Source organism: Streptomyces sp. NPDC110618 (genome assembly GCF_055657065.1).
The window spans coordinates 294174-308899 of record NZ_JBVKBN010000006.1 but is presented as its reverse complement, the minus strand read 5'-3'; the positions used below and the strand labels follow the sequence as shown (position 1 = coordinate 308899).

The following is a 14726-nucleotide window of genomic DNA, read 5'->3' as shown; positions in this document are numbered from 1 at the left end:
TGTCGGTGTTCCTCAGGGTCCGTGGGTGGGGTGCGCGGCGCACGGTGTCAGGGGCGCCAGCGCGGGTTGTAACCGCTGGTCAGCTTGCGCTTGTTGTGGCGCCAGCGGGGTTCGTGGTTGACCAGCTCGTTGGTGAAGCCGCGCAGGCGGCGGATGACGGCGCCGTACGGCTTGATGGCGAGCGACGACAGGGTGCCGCCGGGCGGCTCGTCCATGAACGGCATGAACGCGTCCGGGAAGCCGGGCATGGTGCAGCCGATGCAGATGCCGCCCACGTTCGGGCAGCCGCCGATCCCGGCCATCCAGCCCCGCTTGGGCACGTTGCAGTTGACCACCGGCCCCCAGCAGCCCGTCTTCACCAGGCACTTGGGGGAGTTGTAGTCAGCGGCGAAGGTCGCCTGCTCGTAGTACGAGCCGCGGTCGCAGCCCTCGTGGACCGTCTTCCCGAACAGCCACTGCGGGCGCAGCATGTGGTCCAGCGGGGGCGGGGGAGCGGTCCCGGCCGCGTGCTGGAGGAGCCAGATCAGGGCCTCCATGAAGTTCTCGGGCTGGATCGGGCAACCCGGAATGTTCACCACGGGCAGCCCGCCCTGCGACCGGTAGTCCCAGCCGAGGTAGTCCGCGAGGCCCATCGAGCCGGTGGGGTTGCCGGCCATGGCGTGGATGCCGCCGAAGGCCGCGCAGGTGCCCGCCGTCACCACCGCCCAGGCCTTGGGCGCGAGTTGATCGATCCACTCGTTGAGGGTCTGCGGCTCACCGGTCTCCGGGTCGTTGCCGAAGGAGGTCCAGTAGCCGTCGCCCTCGATGACGTTCTGGTTGGGGATCGAGCCCTCGATGACGAGGATGAACGGAGCGAGGTCGCCGCGTGCCGCCGCCCGGTAGGGGGCGAGGAAGTCCTCACCGCCCAGGCTCGGCGACAGCACCTTGTTGACCAGGTTCACCTTCGGCAGGCCCGGGATCAGCCCCAGGACCAGGTCCTCCAGCGACGGCTGGTCGGCGGCGGTCAGGGAGACGGTGTCACCGTCGCAGCTCATGCCCTCGGAGATCCAGAGGATGTGGATCTCGTCGAACCCCTGCTGTTCCTCGCCCTGTTCGGGCTGCTCGCCGGACTCGGTGGTGCTGCTGTCCGTCGTCATGTCATCGGCCTCCGCTCTGAGTCGGTGGGGGAGTCGGTCCGTGCCGCGCCGGGGGCCGCCGCGTCGGCGGACGTGAGCGGTTGGAGTTCGTCGGGGCGGAAGTAGTGGAAGCGGCCGTACCAGGAGTGCAGTTCGGCCGCCGGATCGTCGTCGAGGGTGACCGCGAGGTGCGTGCTGCCGTCCACGTCGTGCAGGACGGCGGCCACCTGGGCGGTCCGTCCGACCAGGAACATGTCCTGGGCGTCCGCGCCGCGGCCCTTCGGGCGGAGCCGGACCTGGCTGCCCGCGCTGACGGGCACACCGTCGACGAGCACCGTGTCGGTGACCGGGGACAGCTCGGCGTCGGCGTCCTCCCGCCACCACACGGGGCGCTGGTCGGCGGCCGGGTCAGCGGGCTTCAGCGAGCGGACGGCGCCGTGCAGCCGCGCGAAGACCTCCTGGGGCATGGAGTCGACCCGGTCGATGATGGCGGCGGCCCGCGGGTCGGTGGCGCGGGCCTCCCGCTTCTCCTCGTCCGTGAGCAGCATGGTGCGCAGGCTGAGGATCTCGTCGATCTCCGCCGCGTCGTGCAGATCGCCGGGGCTCTCCGGGGCCACCTGCGGGTGGTCGGGGAGGATGATCGGCGCGGAGAGCAGCAGGGGCGCGGTGCCGCCTGTGTCGGCGCCGTCCTCGGGGGGCTCGCCGCCGAGCACGGGGAAGGTGAACTCGTTGCGGCAGGCGCGGGCGGCCTCGACGAGCGGCGCGGGCGGATCGATCATCGACACGAACTGCACGCCGTCGCCGTCGAGCAGGGTGTGCGTGGCGATCAGGGCGCCGCGCAGCGCCTCGTCGCGCGGCAGCCGGAGGCCGGGAGCGGATCCGGTGTGCGCGGTCCGGACGCGGATCCGGCAGATGTCGTCGAAGACGTGCTCGGCGACCAGGGTGGTGTGGGCGCGCACCTCCTCACGGCGGCGCACCACCCGCCCCACGCCCTCGGGAAGCGGCTCGGTGTCCGTGCCGGCCGCCGCACCGACCGGAACCGTGCGTTCACGTTGGAGCAGGTCGTCCAGACGGACCGCGACCTCGGTCTCGCGGGGCACCGCCTCGTCGAAGGTCAGATACGCCGCCCCGGATTCCGTCCGCAGTGAGGCGACCGGGCGGTACCCGCCGTCCGGGACGGGCTCCTCGACCTGCTTGTGCTGCATCTGGAGGTAGCGCACCTTCACCCTTACGACAGCGCCGGGACGGCGGACCCGCAGCAGGCACTCGGTCCGCTGGTACCAGGAGTCCGCGGAGCCGGACACCCCCGGGACGAGAGGGCCGGACGCCTCCACCCAGTCACGCGGGAAGAGCACCCCGAACTGCCAGCGGACCCGGTTCTTGGTGGAGGAGCGGCGGTAGGGGTAGAGCAGGTAGCCCTCGTACAGCACGGCGTCGGCGAGGGCCGCGAGCCGCTCGAAGCAGTGCCGGGAGGGGTGCTCGCCGCGCAGGGGGTCGGCTCCCGCCGCATCGCCCTCGGTCAGGCCCGTCAGCATGCCGCCTCCTGGTTCCTCGGCTCGGGTTCGCGCGCACATCCCTTCCACGACGGTCACATCCGTAACGGCACCCCGCTTCCCCGCACCCGCCTCCGCTGGGCCGTTCGGGGGAGCACCCGCGGCCCGGGGGCCGCGCCCGGGCGTCCGGCTGTGGTTGCGGGGGTGGGCCGCTGTCCGGGTGTCCGCAGTGGGGGTGCGCCACGGTCTGGGCGTCGGTGGTTGCGGGGGTGGGCCGCTGTCCGGGTGTCCGCGGTGGGGGTGCGCCGCGCCTGGGCGTCTGCGGTTGAGGCGGCGGGCCACCGTCATGGCATCCGCGGTGGGGGCACGCCACCGTCCGGGAATCCGGGGCGGGGGCACGCCACCGTCCGGGAATCCGCAGCCGCGGCCGCGCGCCACCCGTCTGGGCACCCGCACAACCCCGGCCCACCCCGGTTGGGACCGCGCAGCGACCCCGCCCGCAGACCTGTTCCGCCCGCCCGCGCCCGTGCTGTCGTGAGCACCCCTTCCCCGAACACCCGTGCCCGTGCGGCACGGACCCGAGGAGACGTGATGCCCGAAGCACCACCGGAGGCGGAACCGGCCCTGCGCGTCGAAGCCGTCGACGTGACCTACGGCCGCGCCCTGTCCGCCCTGCGTTCCGTGTCGCTCACCGTCCCGCACGGCGCGGTCGTCGCCCTGCTCGGCGCCAACGGCGCGGGCAAGACGACCCTGCTGCGGGCGGTGTCGGGCACCCTGCGCCTGCACCGCGGAGCCGTCACCGCGGGCCGCATCCGCTACGGCGCCACGGAACTCGACGGCCGCGACCCGGTCGCCGCGGTGCGCGCCGGAGTCGTCCAGGTCCCCGAGGGCCGGAGGGTCTTCGCCGGGCTCACCGTCGAGGAGAACCTGCGCACCGGGGGCCTCGGCCTCGGCAGACGCGCCCCCGCCCAGGTCCGCGAGGCCCGCGACCGCGTATTCGACCTCTTCCCGCGCCTCGCCGAACGCACCGGCCAGGCCGCGGGCCTCCTCTCCGGCGGCGAACAGCAGATGCTCGCCATCGGCCGCGCCCTGATGGCCGCCCCGAAACTGCTGCTCCTCGACGAACCCTCACTCGGCCTCGCCCCGCAGATGGTGGCCCGTATCGCCGACGTGGTGAAGGAGATCAACAGCCAGGGCACCGCCGTGCTCCTGGTCGAACAGAACGCCGGCATGGCGCTCTCCCTCGCCGACCGCGCCTACGTCCTGGAGGTCGGCGAGATCCGACTCTCCGGCGCGGCCGACGAACTCGCCCGCACCGATGCCGTACGCCGCCTGTACCTGGGCGAGACCGCCGACGGTCAGGGGGCCGCGTGAACGACCGCACCACCACACCGCCCGTCCTCGGCGTCACGGACGTCACCGTCCGCTTCGCCGGGCTCACCGCCCTGGACTCCGTGTCCTTCACGGTCGCCCCGGGCACCGTGCACGCCCTCATCGGGCCGAACGGCGCGGGCAAGTCCACCTGCTTCAACGTCCTGTCCGGCCTGTACCGGCCCGCCTCCGGCACCGTGACCCTCGGCAGGACCGAGCTGACCCGGCTCGCCCCGCACCGCATCGCCGCCCTCGGCGTCGCCCGCACCTTCCAGAACATCGTCACCACCGAGGGAACCGTCGCCGACAACCTGATGCTCGGCCGCCACATCCTCTCCCGCGCGGGCTTCGCCGCCAGCGCCCTGCGCCTGCCGAGCGCGGTACGCGAACAGCGGGCGCACCTCGCGCGCGCCCGCGAGATCGCCGAACTCACCGGCCTCGGACCGCACTTCGACTCCCCGGTCGCGCTGCTGTCCTACGGCGACCGCAAGCGGGTGGAGTTCGCCCGCGCCCTCTGTCTGGAGCCCACTGTCTTGCTGCTCGACGAACCGGTGGCCGGCATGAACGCCGCCGAACGCGCCCGCACCGCCGACACCATCCGCACCGTCCGCGCCGAACTCGGCCTCTCCGTCCTCCTGGTGGAACACGACATGGGCCTGGTCATGCGGCTCGCCGACGAGGTCACCGTGCTCGACTTCGGCCGGGTCATCGCCCACGGCACCCCCGACGAGGTCCGCGGCGACCCCGAGGTGCTGCGCGCCTACCTCGGCACCGAGGCCACCGGGGAGGCCGCGGCATGACCGGCTTCCTCGACAACGTCCTGAACGGCCTCGCCCTGGGCTCGGTGTACGCCCTGGTCGCCCTCGGCTTCGTCATCATCTTCAAGGCCTCCGGCGTCATCAACTTCGCCCACGGCTCGCTGCTCCTGCTCGGCGGCTACCTCACCGCCGTCCTGCACGAGGACCTCGGTTTCGCGGGCGCCCTCGCGGTGGCCGTCCTCGCGACCGCCGCCGTGGCCGGGCTGATGGACCGCTTCCTGCTCCAGGCCGGCGAACAGGACGCGCAGGCCGCCCATGTGCAGACCATCGTCACCATCGGCGTCGACATCGTCCTGCTCACCGACCTGTCCCGGCGCATCGGTGGCGACCTGCTCACCCTCGGCGACCCCTGGGGCGACTCGGTCAGCGGCCTCGGCCCGATCACGGTCGCGGACAGCCGCCTCGCCGCGATCGTGGTCTCCGCCGTCGTCATCGGCGGGGTCTTCGCCCTCTTCCGGTACACCAACTGGGGCCTGGCGCTGCGCGCTTCGGCCGAGGACCTGGAAGCGGCGGCCCTGATGGGCGTACGGCTGGTGCGGATGCGCACCCTCGCCTGGTGCCTGGCGGGCGGACTCGCCGCACTGGCCGCGGTGTTCCTCGCGGCCTTCCCGGCGCCGGGACTTGAGCGCACGACCGGGCAGATCGCCCTCAAGGCGTTCCCCGCGGCCATCCTCGGCGGCATGGCCTCACCGCCCGGCGCCCTCGCCGGCAGCCTCCTGATCGGGCTGACCGAGGCCCTGGTCGCCGGATACCAGTCCGAACTGCACGTCCTCGGCGAGGGGTTCGGCGATGTCGCGCCGTACGCCGTGATGGTCCTGGTCCTCCTCGTACGGCCCAACGGGCTGTTCGGCGCGAAGGGGGCGGCCCGTGTCTGAGCTGCTGCGCCGCTACCGCGCCGGAACCGCCCTGCTCGTCCTCCTGCTCTGCGCGCTGCCCTTCTACCTCGACGCCTTCTGGCTGCGCATCGGCCTGTTCTCCATGGCCGCCGCCGTCGGCGCCGTCGGACTGGGCCTGCTGTCCGGCACGGCCGGCCAACTCTCCCTCGGCCACGCCTTCTTCCTCGCCGTCGGCGCGTACGGATACGTCTGGCTGGCCGGAGAGCCGGGCCCGGGGCTGCCACCCGTGCTCGCGCTCGTCCTCGCGGTGCTGCTCGCCGGGGCCGCGGGCGGACTGTTCAGCCCCGTCGCCGGCCGGGTGCGCGGCATCTACCTGGGCGTCGCCACCCTCGCCCTGGTCTTCCTCGGCCACCACGTCCTGCTCACCGCGGACTCCGTCACCGGCGGCTTCAACGGCCGCTCGGTGCCGCCGCTGGAGATCGGCGGGTTCACCTTCACCGGCGCCGACCCCGAACTCACCGTGCTGGGCGTGCCGTTCGGCGCCGAGGAACGCCTGTGGTACCTCGGCCTCGCGCTGTTCGCGCTGACCTGGTTCACCGCCCGCGGACTGCTGCGCGGACGCCCCGGCCGGGCCCTGGTGGCGCTGCGGGACAGCGAGACCGCGGCCGCGGTGCTGGGCGTGCACATCGCCCGCTACCGCTCGGCGGCCTTCGTGGTCTCCTCCATGTACGCGGGCCTGGCCGGGGTGATGCTCGCCCTCGCCTTCCGCCGCGTGGTCCCGGACTACTTCGCCCTCGCCCTCTCCGTCGACTACCTCGCCATGATCGTCATCGGCGGCCTCGGCTCGGTCGCCGGCGCCACCGCGGGCGCGGTCTTCGTCACCGCGCTGCCCCTGCTGATGACCCGGTACGCCGACCAGCTCCCCCTGGTGGCCGCCCCCGGCACCACCGACGGCGTGGTCGGCCCCACCGAGGCCGCCCGCTACCTCTACGGAGCGGCGATCGTCCTGATCCTGCTCTTCGCCCCCGACGGACTGCACGGACTTTTCAGGCGCGCCCGCGCCCGGATCCGCAGCCGCCGGCGCTCCGCCGCCAAGGACGCGGACCCCGCGACCCCGACCCCCTCACCCGCCTCAGCCGTACGAGCCAAGGAGCCGACACCGTGAACCACCCGACTCACCGCACCAGGACGGTCCTGGCCGCCGCAGTGGCGGCCCTGCTGCTGGCCGGCACCGGATGCAGCTCCAAGGCGGACGGCGGCAGCGCCGCGGACGGCGCCGACGGCGTCAAGGCCGGGCCCGGCGTCACCGACAAGACCATCAAGCTCGGCGCCCTCACCGACCTGACCGGCCCGTACGCCACCCTCGGCAAGTCCATCGTGCAGGCCCAGCAGATGTGGGCCGACGAGACCAACGCCAAGGGCGGGATCTGCGGCCGCAAGGTCGAGATCGTCGTCAAGGACCACGGCTACGACGTGCAGAAGGCGGTCACCGCCTACGCCGACATCTCCCCGGACGTGGTCGCCCTGCCCCAGGTCATCGGCTCGCCGGTGGTCGCCGCCCTGCTCGACGACATCGAGCGGGACAAGGTGCTCACCTTCCCGCAGGCCTGGGCCGCCTCCCTGCTGGGCAAGGACTCCGTCCAGGTCATCGGCACCACCTACGACCTCGACATGATCGCCGCCGTCGACTTCCTCACCCGCACCAAGGGCCTGAAGAAGGGCGACAGGATCGGTCACGTCTACTTCGAGGGCGACTACGGCGCCAACGCGCTCGAAGGCTCCACCTGGGCCGCGAAGAAGGCCGGGATGAAGGTCGTCGGCCAGAAGATCAAGGCCACCGACACCGATCTGTCCGCGCAGGTCTCCGCGCTGCGCAAGGAGGGCGTCAAGGCCATCCTGATCAGCGCCGGACCGGCCCAGACCGCCTCCCTGGTCGGTGTCGCCGCCTCCCGCGGACTGAAGGTGCCCGTCGTCAGCAGCGCCCCCGGATTCGCACCTCAGTTGATGGACACCCCCGCCGCTGCCGCCCTGGAGGCCATGCTCAACGTCGTCAGCGCCGCCCCCGCCGTCAGCGCCGACGTGCCCGGCGTGCAGAAGATGGTCGCCGCCTACCAGAAGAAGTACCCGGGCGCCCTGGTCGACTCCGGTGTGCTCTCCGGCTACAACGCCGCCCAGCTCATGGGCGCCGACCTGAAGAAGGCCTGCGACAACGGCAGCCTCGCCCGCGAGGACGTGGTCGCCGCGCACCGCTCGCAGAACGACATCGACACCGGTCTGGGCAGCCCGCAGGACTTCTCCGACATGGCCAAGCCGGCCAGCTCGGCCACCTACGTGCTCAGGCCGGACGCCAAGGCCGTCGGCGCCATGGTGAACGTCGAGGACGCGCACGAGGCACCCGGAGTGAAGGAGTACCTGGCCGCCAAGAACTGACGGCGCATCACCCGGTCCGCGGTGCCCCGGCGGCGCCGCGGACCGGGATTCAGCGCCGCCAACGATGAATGCGTTCTCCATCCTCTATTGGACCCGCGACCCGTCCGGCAGCCACGCTTGAGTGTCCCCTCGCACTCCGCGTGAGATCCGGAAGAGGTCACTACCCCATGCACTCCCGCCGCATCGGTGACATCGACGTCAGCGCCGTCGGACTGGGCGCGATGCCCATGTCCATCGAGGGCCGCCCCGACACCGCCCGCTCCCTCGCCACCCTGCACGCGGCCCTGGACGCCGGTGTCACCCTCATCGACACCGCGGACGCCTACCACCGCGACGCCCACGAGGTCGGCCACAACGAGACCCTGATCGCCAAGGCCCTCGCCTCCCACGACCGCGGCGGCGCCGTGCTCGTCGCCACCAAGGGCGGCCACCTGCGCCCCGGCGACGGCAGCTGGACCCTGGACGGCCGCCCCGAGTACCTCAAGCGGGCCTGCGAGGCGTCCCTGCGCCGACTGGGCGTGGAGGCCATCGGGCTCTACCAGTTCCACCGCCCCGACCCGCGCGTGCCGTACGCGGAGTCCGTCGGCGCGATCCGGGAACTGCTCGACGAGGGCAAGATCCGGATGGCCGGCATCTCCAACGCGAACCCCGACCAGATCCGTGAGGCCGACGAGATCCTCGGCGGCCGGCTGGTCTCCGTGCAGAACCAGTTCTCCCCGGCCTTCCGCTCCAGCGAGCCCGAACTGCGCCTGTGCGCCGAACTCGGCATCGCCTTCCTGCCCTGGAGCCCCCTCGGCGGTATCTCCCGCGCCCGCGAACTGGGCTCCGCCTACGCGCCGTTCGCCGCCGTCGCCGAGGCCCGCGGGGTGAGCCCGCAGCGGGTCTGCCTGGCCTGGATGCTCGCCAAGGCCCCGGTCGTCGTCCCCATCCCCGGCGCCAGCCGCCCGGAGACCATCCGTGACTCCGTCGCCGCGGCCGACCTCACCCTGACGGCCGAGGACATCGCCCTGCTGGACGCGGTGTAGCCGCTCACCACTCCGGACCCCGAAAAGGAATCACCGCCCGTGGCCTCGCCGCTGGAAAGACCCCTCGACCACCGCTACCGGGGCGAGCACCCGGTCCGTACCCTCGGCTACCTGCTGCGCGCCGACCGCCGCCGACTCATCGGCGCGGTGGGCGTGTTCACCGTCAAGCACAGCCCCGTCTGGCTGCTGCCCCTGATCACCGCGGAGATCATCGACACCGTTGTCGCCCACCACCCGATCAGCCGTCTGTGGCTCAGCACCGGTCTGATCCTGTTCATCCTCGTCGTCAACTACCCGCTGCACGTGCTCTACGTCCGCCTGCTCTACGGCAGCGTCCGCCGCATGGGCACCACCCTGCGCTCCGCGCTGTGCACCCGGATGCAGCAGCTCTCCATCGGCTACCACTCCCGGGTCAGCGCCGGAGTGCTCCAGGCCAAGGTGGTGCGCGATGTGGAGACCGTGGAGCAGATGGTGCAGCAGACCGCCGAACTCGGGCTCGGCGCCACCACCGTGCTCATCGGCGGCCTCGTCATCATCGGCGTGCGCACCCCGGAGTTCCTGCCCGTCTTCCTCGTCGTGGTGCCCGTCGCCGCGCTGATCGTCGCCAGACTGAGGGCACGGCTGCGCAGCCACAACGAGCACTTCCGGCACGAGGTCGAGACCCTCTCCTCCCGGGTCACCGAGATGACCCGGCTCATCCCCGTCACCCGCGCCCACGGCCTGGAGCGCAAGGCGCTGCGCCGCATGGACGGCACCCTGCGCCGCCTGCTGACCTCCGGGATGCGCCTGGACCTGGTCAACGGCCGCTTCGGCTCGCTGTCCTGGGTGGTCCTCAACGTGGTCGGCGTGCTCGTCCTGGCCGGCGCGGCCCTGGTCTCGTACTACGGTGTCTGGGGTGTCACCCCCGGCGACGTGGTGATGCTCAGCGCCTTCCTGACCACCCTCACCAACTCGACGACCACCCTCGCCGGTCTGGCCCCCGTCATCACCAAGGGCCTGGAGTCGGTGCGCTCCGTCGGCGAGGTGCTCCAGGCGCCCGAACTGGAGGACAACGAGGGCAAGGCCGAACTGACCGCGCTGCGCGGCGCCGTCACCTTCGAGCACGTCACCCACGCCTACGACGAGGACCGGGCCGCCGTCCGCGACTTCGGCCTCACGGTCGCGCCGGGGGAGACGATCGCGCTGGTCGGCGCCTCCGGCGCGGGCAAGTCCACCGTGCTCAACCTCGTCATCGGGTTCATCCGCCCGACCGGCGGCCGGATCCTGCTCGACGGCACCGACATGACCACCCTCGACCTGCGCACCTACCGGCGCTTCGTCTCGGTCGTCCCGCAGGAGTCGATCCTCTTCGACGGCACGGTCCGGGAGAACGTCGCCTACGGCATGGACGACGCCGACGAGGAGAGCGTGCGCGCGGCCCTGCGGGACGCCAACGCGCTGGAGTTCGTCGACCGGCTGCCGCAGGGCCTGGACACCCTGGTGGGGGAGCGGGGCGCCCGACTCTCCGGCGGCCAGCGCCAGCGCCTGGCCATCGCCCGCGCCCTGATCCGCGACCCGAGGGTGCTGATCCTGGACGAGGCGACCTCGGCGCTGGACACCCGCTCGGAGGCGCTGGTGCAGCAGGCGCTCGCCCGGCTGATGCGCGGGCGCACCACGTTCGTCGTGGCGCACCGGCTGTCCACCGTGCGGGGCGCCGACCGCATCGTGGTGATGGCCGACGGCCGGATCGAGGAGACCGGCACCCACGAGGAACTGCTGCTCCGGGGCGGCGCCTACGCGGCCCTGCACAGCGGTCAGGTCGCCTGACGTGTGAGGGACCGTTTCCGCCCCGGTCGCGTGTGCGGTCAGGCCGCGCTGCTGCTGCGGCGGATGTGGTGGCGGCAGGTGCGGTCGTGGTCGTTGCCGAGGCTGGTCCACCAGCGCTCGCAGCAGGCGCCGTCCAGTTCGGCGCGGACGATGTCCTCGGCGGCGTCCGGGTCCGGTCCGACGAGGGCCGGGACGGGCGCCGCGGCCCGTGCCGACCACTGCGCCAGGGCCCGGCGCTGGTCACCGATCACGCTCTCGCGCACCACCGCGATGACCGGGACGATGCTGGCGGCCGCGAACAGGCACGCGGCCCACATCGGCCCGGAGAGGTATTCGAGGACCGCCGTCCAGGCGAGCCCGGAGCTGGTGGCGATGTAGAGGGTGGAGAGGAGGCGGCTGGAGCAGTTCATGGGTGTACACCGTCCGTGCGATGGGCAATGCGCCCTGCTCAACGGCGAGCGGCCCCCGGGGGACGCGGGTGATTTATCACCCGGTCTGTTCGAAACCTGCTCAGATACCCGGCGCCTTGGAGTGGAAGGCGGCCCGGTAGGCGTACGGAGTGGTGCCCACGACCTTGCGGAACCGCTCCCGGAAGGCGGTCGCCGAGCCGAAGCCGGCCTGTCCGGCGATGCGTTCCACCGAGTGGTCGGAGTTCTCCAGCAGGTACTGGGCCCGGCGCACCCGCGCCCGGAGCAGCCACTGCAAGGGGGTCGTGCCGGTCTGCTCGCGGAAGCGGCGGCCGAAGGTGCGCTCGCTCATCCCCGCGCGGGCCGCCATCGACGCCAGGGTGAGGTCCTCGGACAAGTGGTCCTCGATCCAGTCCAGCAACGGCTCCAGGGTCGAGCCGCGGGGCACCGGCGGGTGCTCGTGGACGATGAACTGGGCCTGTCCGCCCTCCCGTTCGAGCGGCATCACCGACATCCGGGCCGCGTTGGCGGCGACGGCCGAGCCGAGGTCGCGGCGGATCATGTGCAGGCACATGTCCAGGGCGGCGGCCGCCCCGGCGGAGGTGAGGATCTGGCCGTTGTCGACGTAGAGCACGTCCGGCTGCACCTCCACCTCCGGGTAGCCGCGGGCCAGCAGGTCGGCGGCCACCCAGTGGGTGGTGGCGCGCAGCCCGTTCAGCAGCCCGGCCTCCGCGAGCACGAACGCGCCCACGCACACCGAGGCGATCCGGGTACCGGCCTCGGCCGCCCGGCGCAGCGCGTCGACCACGGCCGGTGAGGCGGGCGGGGCGCCCTCGGCGCGGCCCGGCACGATGATCGTGTCCGCGTCCGCCAGCGCCTCCAGGCCCCGGTCGACCCGCAGCCCGAAGCCGCAGTCGGCGCGCACCTCAGGGGTCTCGGCGCACAGGCGCACCCGGTAGGCGGGGCGGCCGTCCGGCAGCCGGGTCCAGTCGAAGACCTGCATGGGCGCCGCCATGTCGAACGGCACCACGTCGTCCAGCGCAAGGATCGCCACGGTGTGCATGGAGACCACCCTAAGCGGATTCCCGCCAGGGGAAGGAAGCCAGGTCCAGCCGCTTCCCCGTCCGAAGTGCCAGTCCACGCCGGTTGGCGAGAATCCGTTGGAAGCTGTCACTTTCGCCTCTGGGAGACCGTCCGGACAGCTCCTAGCGTGGCCGCGTACCCCAGCACCCCGAGGCACGGAGGCGGACGCCCCGCGATGACGAAGTTCCTGCTCACCCTGCACGTCCTGGCCGCGATCGTGGCCGTCGGCCCGGTCACCGTCGCCGCCAGTATGTTCCCTCCGGCCGCGCGCACCGACCGGGAGGGCCGGCTGAACACCGTCCGGCTGCTGCACCGGATCTGCAGGGTCTACTCCGGGATCGGCGTCGCCGTCCCGCTGCTCGGTCTCGCGACCGGCGCCGCGATGGGTGTCCTGGGCGACGCCTGGCTCATCACGTCCATCACCCTGACCGCGGCCGCCGCCGGAATCCTGGTCGCGTTCGTCCTGCCCCGGCAGGACGAGATCGTGGAGCAACTCGCCGCCGAACAGCGGGTCGAACGGTCCGGCACGGTCCAACTCGCCATGTTCACCGGCGTCTTCAATCTGCTGTGGGCGACGGTCACCGTACTGATGATCGTCCGGCCGGGTTCCACCACCGGCGCCTGAACGGGTGGTGTGCGCCCCCGAATGCGCCGTAGCGCCGGGTCGTGCCTCGTCAATGGGGGTCCCCTGATTAGCACGCGCGTGTGCCGGGGCGCCTAGACTCGGCGGTCGTGCCCATGCCGATGGGCCGCGATACGAAAGGCGCGTTGACGGGTGTTCCAGGATTCTCCCATTTACGACCGACTGATCTCGGAACGTGGCGACGTTCCCTCGCAGGTGCGGCGGGAGGCCGAACGCGTGAGCAGGGAGCTGGAGTTCGTCATGCAGCCGCTGGAGTCCTTCAGCCCACTGCCCGCCGAGCGCCCGGACCGGCCTGGGGCCGGATGGCAGCGCTCGGCGCTGCCGCCCGGGCCGCAGCGCTGACCCGGGCCCTCAGCACACCGCCGAGTCCGCGCCCCTGAACCGCGCCTGCCGGGGCACGGCCGGCCGGGAGAGCCACTCGGCTATGGTCCGCGCTATCGGCTGGCCGGTGTCCACCTCGACGAACCCGAACTGCCCCGACTGGTTGCACTCCAGGAACCACCAGGTCCCGTCGGCGTCCTCGACGAAGTCGAAGGCGCCGTAGGCCAGTTGGGCCCCGCGCAGATACGCGCGCACACTCTCGGCGATCCGCGGCGGCACCTCCACCGGCTCCCAGGGCGAGGCGGCCCGGGCGAACCGGACGTCCACCTCGTCCGGGTCGGCGTCCGCCGCCACCGGCATCCGGGCCGCCAGCAGCCGCTCGCCCACCGCCGTGAGCCGGATGTCCGCCCGCTTGGCGACGCGCCGCTGGAGCAGGGTGGGGCCGTAGGCCACGGCGGAGAAGTCGGCGTCGGGAGCGACCCTGCTGGTCGGCACCGCCCGCGGCGGATCCTGCGGATGGGCGCCGGAGACCGGCTTGACCACCAGATCCGGGTAGCGCTCGGCGAACTCCCGCGCCGCCTGTGGGAACGTCGTGATCAGGGTGGCCGGCACCGGCAGCCCGCAGCTCTGCGCCAGCCGCAGCTGCCAGGGCTTGTGCCGGGCCCGGTGCGCGGCGTCGGGGTCGTTCATCCAGCGGGCGCCCGTGGCACGCAGCATGCCGTAGAGCGCCTGCGCCGACTCCTCGGTCAGCCAGGCCGACGGCCGAGCGGCGCGCGCGGCCGGGACCCCCGGCCGGCGCACCCACACCGACCGCAGTCCGTCCAGGCTCACCAGCCGTCCCCCGGACGACAGATGGCCACGGAAGGCGCCGTGCACATACTCGCCGGACAGCGCGGCGCCCTCGGTCAGATCGGCTGGGTCGAGCCGGACCACCGGCACCGCACCGGCGTTGAGGTGCACCACCACCATGTCGGCGGTGACGTCCTCTTCGGTGGTCAGAATCAACACGGTCATGGTGGCGGGGTCCGCGTTCAGTCGTCGAAGTGGGTCTTCGAACCCGCCGTGGAGGTCGTGGTGCCCAGCTCTCTCAGCAGGGCGTGGTCGCGTGCCGCGATCCGCCCGTCCGGAGTCACGTTCAACTGCAGTCCGGAATCGTAGGCATACCCCGCCGTGACCTGCGCGTCCACTGCCGGACGTGCGTAGTTGAGCGCGAACGGTTGCATCGTCTCTCCCTCGCCGGTGCTGCTTCGATCGAGCGCGCCGCCCACCCAGGGACGTCACTCGGTCCGCCGACTTCCTTCGGCTTCCACCCACTTATACGAATCGAACGAGTGGTTGGTTTCCTTACTCTCCGTGACTGTCGACGAATCGACCGCCC

Annotated in this window: 15 protein-coding genes; 9 read left to right on the top strand and 6 right to left on the bottom strand. The window is 72.5% G+C overall.

Translation table 11 applies throughout. The features are described 5' to 3' along the window. Window positions 1–47: 47 nt before the first annotated feature. Both ACZ7L7_RS14610 and ACZ7L7_RS14605 read right to left on the bottom strand, forming a co-directional pair. The gene (locus tag ACZ7L7_RS14610; RefSeq protein ID WP_472075981.1) at window positions 48–1136 is read right to left on the bottom strand and encodes an NADH-quinone oxidoreductase subunit B family protein; all 1089 of its coding nucleotides are present in this window, start codon (window positions 1134–1136) and stop codon (window positions 48–50) included. Then, window positions 1133–2650 carry a hypothetical protein gene (locus ACZ7L7_RS14605; protein WP_285512661.1) on the bottom strand — a complete coding sequence of 506 codons (1518 nt, stop codon included), beginning with the start codon at window positions 2648–2650 and terminating at the stop codon, window positions 1133–1135. Before ACZ7L7_RS14605 ends, ACZ7L7_RS14610 begins: the two co-directional genes overlap by 4 nt. Before the next feature lie 549 nt (window positions 2651–3199). On the opposite strand from ACZ7L7_RS14605, the gene ACZ7L7_RS14600 reads away from it, so the two are divergent. The 7 genes from ACZ7L7_RS14600 to ACZ7L7_RS14570 all read left to right on the top strand — a co-directional run bounded on the left by ACZ7L7_RS14600 (window position 3200) and on the right by ACZ7L7_RS14570 (window position 10894). Further along, a complete protein-coding gene (locus ACZ7L7_RS14600) occupies window positions 3200–3982 on the top strand; it encodes an ABC transporter ATP-binding protein (RefSeq protein ID WP_285512660.1) in 783 nt (260 codons plus the stop codon). Next, window positions 3979–4779, top strand: a complete 801-nt coding sequence (locus ACZ7L7_RS14595) for an ABC transporter ATP-binding protein (protein ID WP_285512659.1) — start codon at window positions 3979–3981, stop codon at window positions 4777–4779. The genes ACZ7L7_RS14600 and ACZ7L7_RS14595 overlap by 4 nt, the downstream gene beginning before the upstream one ends. After that, the gene (locus ACZ7L7_RS14590) at window positions 4776–5672 is read left to right on the top strand and encodes a branched-chain amino acid ABC transporter permease (RefSeq protein WP_285512658.1); all 897 of its coding nucleotides are present in this window, start codon (window positions 4776–4778) and stop codon (window positions 5670–5672) included. Before ACZ7L7_RS14595 ends, ACZ7L7_RS14590 begins: the two co-directional genes overlap by 4 nt. Beyond that, on the top strand, window positions 5665–6798 hold the full coding sequence (locus tag ACZ7L7_RS14585; RefSeq protein ID WP_472075978.1) for a branched-chain amino acid ABC transporter permease: 1134 nt from the start codon (window positions 5665–5667) through the stop codon (window positions 6796–6798). The genes ACZ7L7_RS14590 and ACZ7L7_RS14585 overlap by 8 nt, the downstream gene beginning before the upstream one ends. After that, on the top strand, window positions 6795–8063 hold the full coding sequence (locus ACZ7L7_RS14580; protein WP_472075976.1) for an ABC transporter substrate-binding protein: 1269 nt from the start codon (window positions 6795–6797) through the stop codon (window positions 8061–8063). Before ACZ7L7_RS14585 ends, ACZ7L7_RS14580 begins: the two co-directional genes overlap by 4 nt. Window positions 8064–8230: 167 nt before the next feature. Then, entirely contained in the window at window positions 8231–9088 is an 858-nt protein-coding gene (locus tag ACZ7L7_RS14575) for an aldo/keto reductase (RefSeq protein ID WP_472075974.1), read from the top strand. Between the two features lie 39 nt (window positions 9089–9127). Beyond that, complete coding sequence (locus ACZ7L7_RS14570) at window positions 9128–10894, top strand: ABC transporter ATP-binding protein (protein ID WP_285512654.1); 1767 nt, start codon at window positions 9128–9130, stop codon at window positions 10892–10894. A 38-nt stretch (window positions 10895–10932) separates the two neighbouring features. On the opposite strand, the gene ACZ7L7_RS14565 is transcribed toward ACZ7L7_RS14570, so the two are convergent. Next, window positions 10933–11304: a hypothetical protein gene (locus ACZ7L7_RS14565; protein ID WP_285512653.1), complete on the bottom strand. Its 372-nt coding sequence runs from the start codon at window positions 11302–11304 to the stop codon at window positions 10933–10935. Between the two features lie 100 nt (window positions 11305–11404). Continuing rightward, window positions 11405–12364 carry a GlxA family transcriptional regulator gene (locus tag ACZ7L7_RS14560; RefSeq protein WP_285512652.1) on the bottom strand — a complete coding sequence of 320 codons (960 nt, stop codon included), beginning with the start codon at window positions 12362–12364 and terminating at the stop codon, window positions 11405–11407. A gap of 195 nt (window positions 12365–12559) precedes the next feature. On the opposite strand from ACZ7L7_RS14560, the gene ACZ7L7_RS14555 reads away from it, so the two are divergent. After that, window positions 12560–13009, top strand: coding sequence for a DUF2269 family protein (locus tag ACZ7L7_RS14555; protein WP_285512651.1), 450 nt, complete (start codon window positions 12560–12562; stop codon window positions 13007–13009). 150 nt (window positions 13010–13159) lie between these two features. Further along, window positions 13160–13369, top strand: coding sequence for a hypothetical protein (locus ACZ7L7_RS14550; protein ID WP_285512650.1), 210 nt, complete (start codon window positions 13160–13162; stop codon window positions 13367–13369). Window positions 13370–13378: 9 nt separating this feature from the next. On the opposite strand, the gene tgmB is transcribed toward ACZ7L7_RS14550, so the two are convergent. Continuing rightward, window positions 13379–14362 carry an ATP-grasp ribosomal peptide maturase gene (gene tgmB, locus ACZ7L7_RS14545; protein ID WP_285512649.1) on the bottom strand — a complete coding sequence of 328 codons (984 nt, stop codon included), beginning with the start codon at window positions 14360–14362 and terminating at the stop codon, window positions 13379–13381. Between the two features lie 17 nt (window positions 14363–14379). Continuing rightward, window positions 14380–14571, bottom strand: coding sequence for a putative ATP-grasp-modified RiPP (tgmA, locus tag ACZ7L7_RS14540; protein ID WP_093724750.1), 192 nt, complete (start codon window positions 14569–14571; stop codon window positions 14380–14382). Window positions 14572–14726 lie beyond the last annotated feature (155 nt).

Bases quoted from the DNA above. Each gene is read 5' to 3' on its own strand.
- ACZ7L7_RS14560 (WP_285512652.1), bottom strand. From the start codon at position 12,364: ATGCACACCGTGGCGATCCTTGCGCTGGACGACGTGGTGCCGTTCGAC.
- ACZ7L7_RS14555 (WP_285512651.1), top strand. From the start codon at position 12,560: ATGACGAAGTTCCTGCTCACCCTGCACGTCCTGGCCGCGATCGTGGCC.
- ACZ7L7_RS14605 (WP_285512661.1), bottom strand. From the start codon at position 2,650: ATGCTGACGGGCCTGACCGAGGGCGATGCGGCGGGAGCCGACCCCCTG.
- ACZ7L7_RS14575 (WP_472075974.1), top strand. From the start codon at position 8,231: ATGCACTCCCGCCGCATCGGTGACATCGACGTCAGCGCCGTCGGACTG.
- ACZ7L7_RS14590 (WP_285512658.1), top strand. From the start codon at position 4,776: ATGACCGGCTTCCTCGACAACGTCCTGAACGGCCTCGCCCTGGGCTCG.
- ACZ7L7_RS14565 (WP_285512653.1), bottom strand. From the start codon at position 11,304: ATGAACTGCTCCAGCCGCCTCCTCTCCACCCTCTACATCGCCACCAGC.
- ACZ7L7_RS14610 (WP_472075981.1), bottom strand. From the start codon at position 1,136: ATGACGACGGACAGCAGCACCACCGAGTCCGGCGAGCAGCCCGAACAG.
- ACZ7L7_RS14600 (WP_285512660.1), top strand. From the start codon at position 3,200: ATGCCCGAAGCACCACCGGAGGCGGAACCGGCCCTGCGCGTCGAAGCC.
- tgmA (WP_093724750.1), bottom strand. From the start codon at position 14,571: ATGCAACCGTTCGCGCTCAACTACGCACGTCCGGCAGTGGACGCGCAG.
- tgmB (WP_285512649.1), bottom strand. From the start codon at position 14,362: ATGACCGTGTTGATTCTGACCACCGAAGAGGACGTCACCGCCGACATG.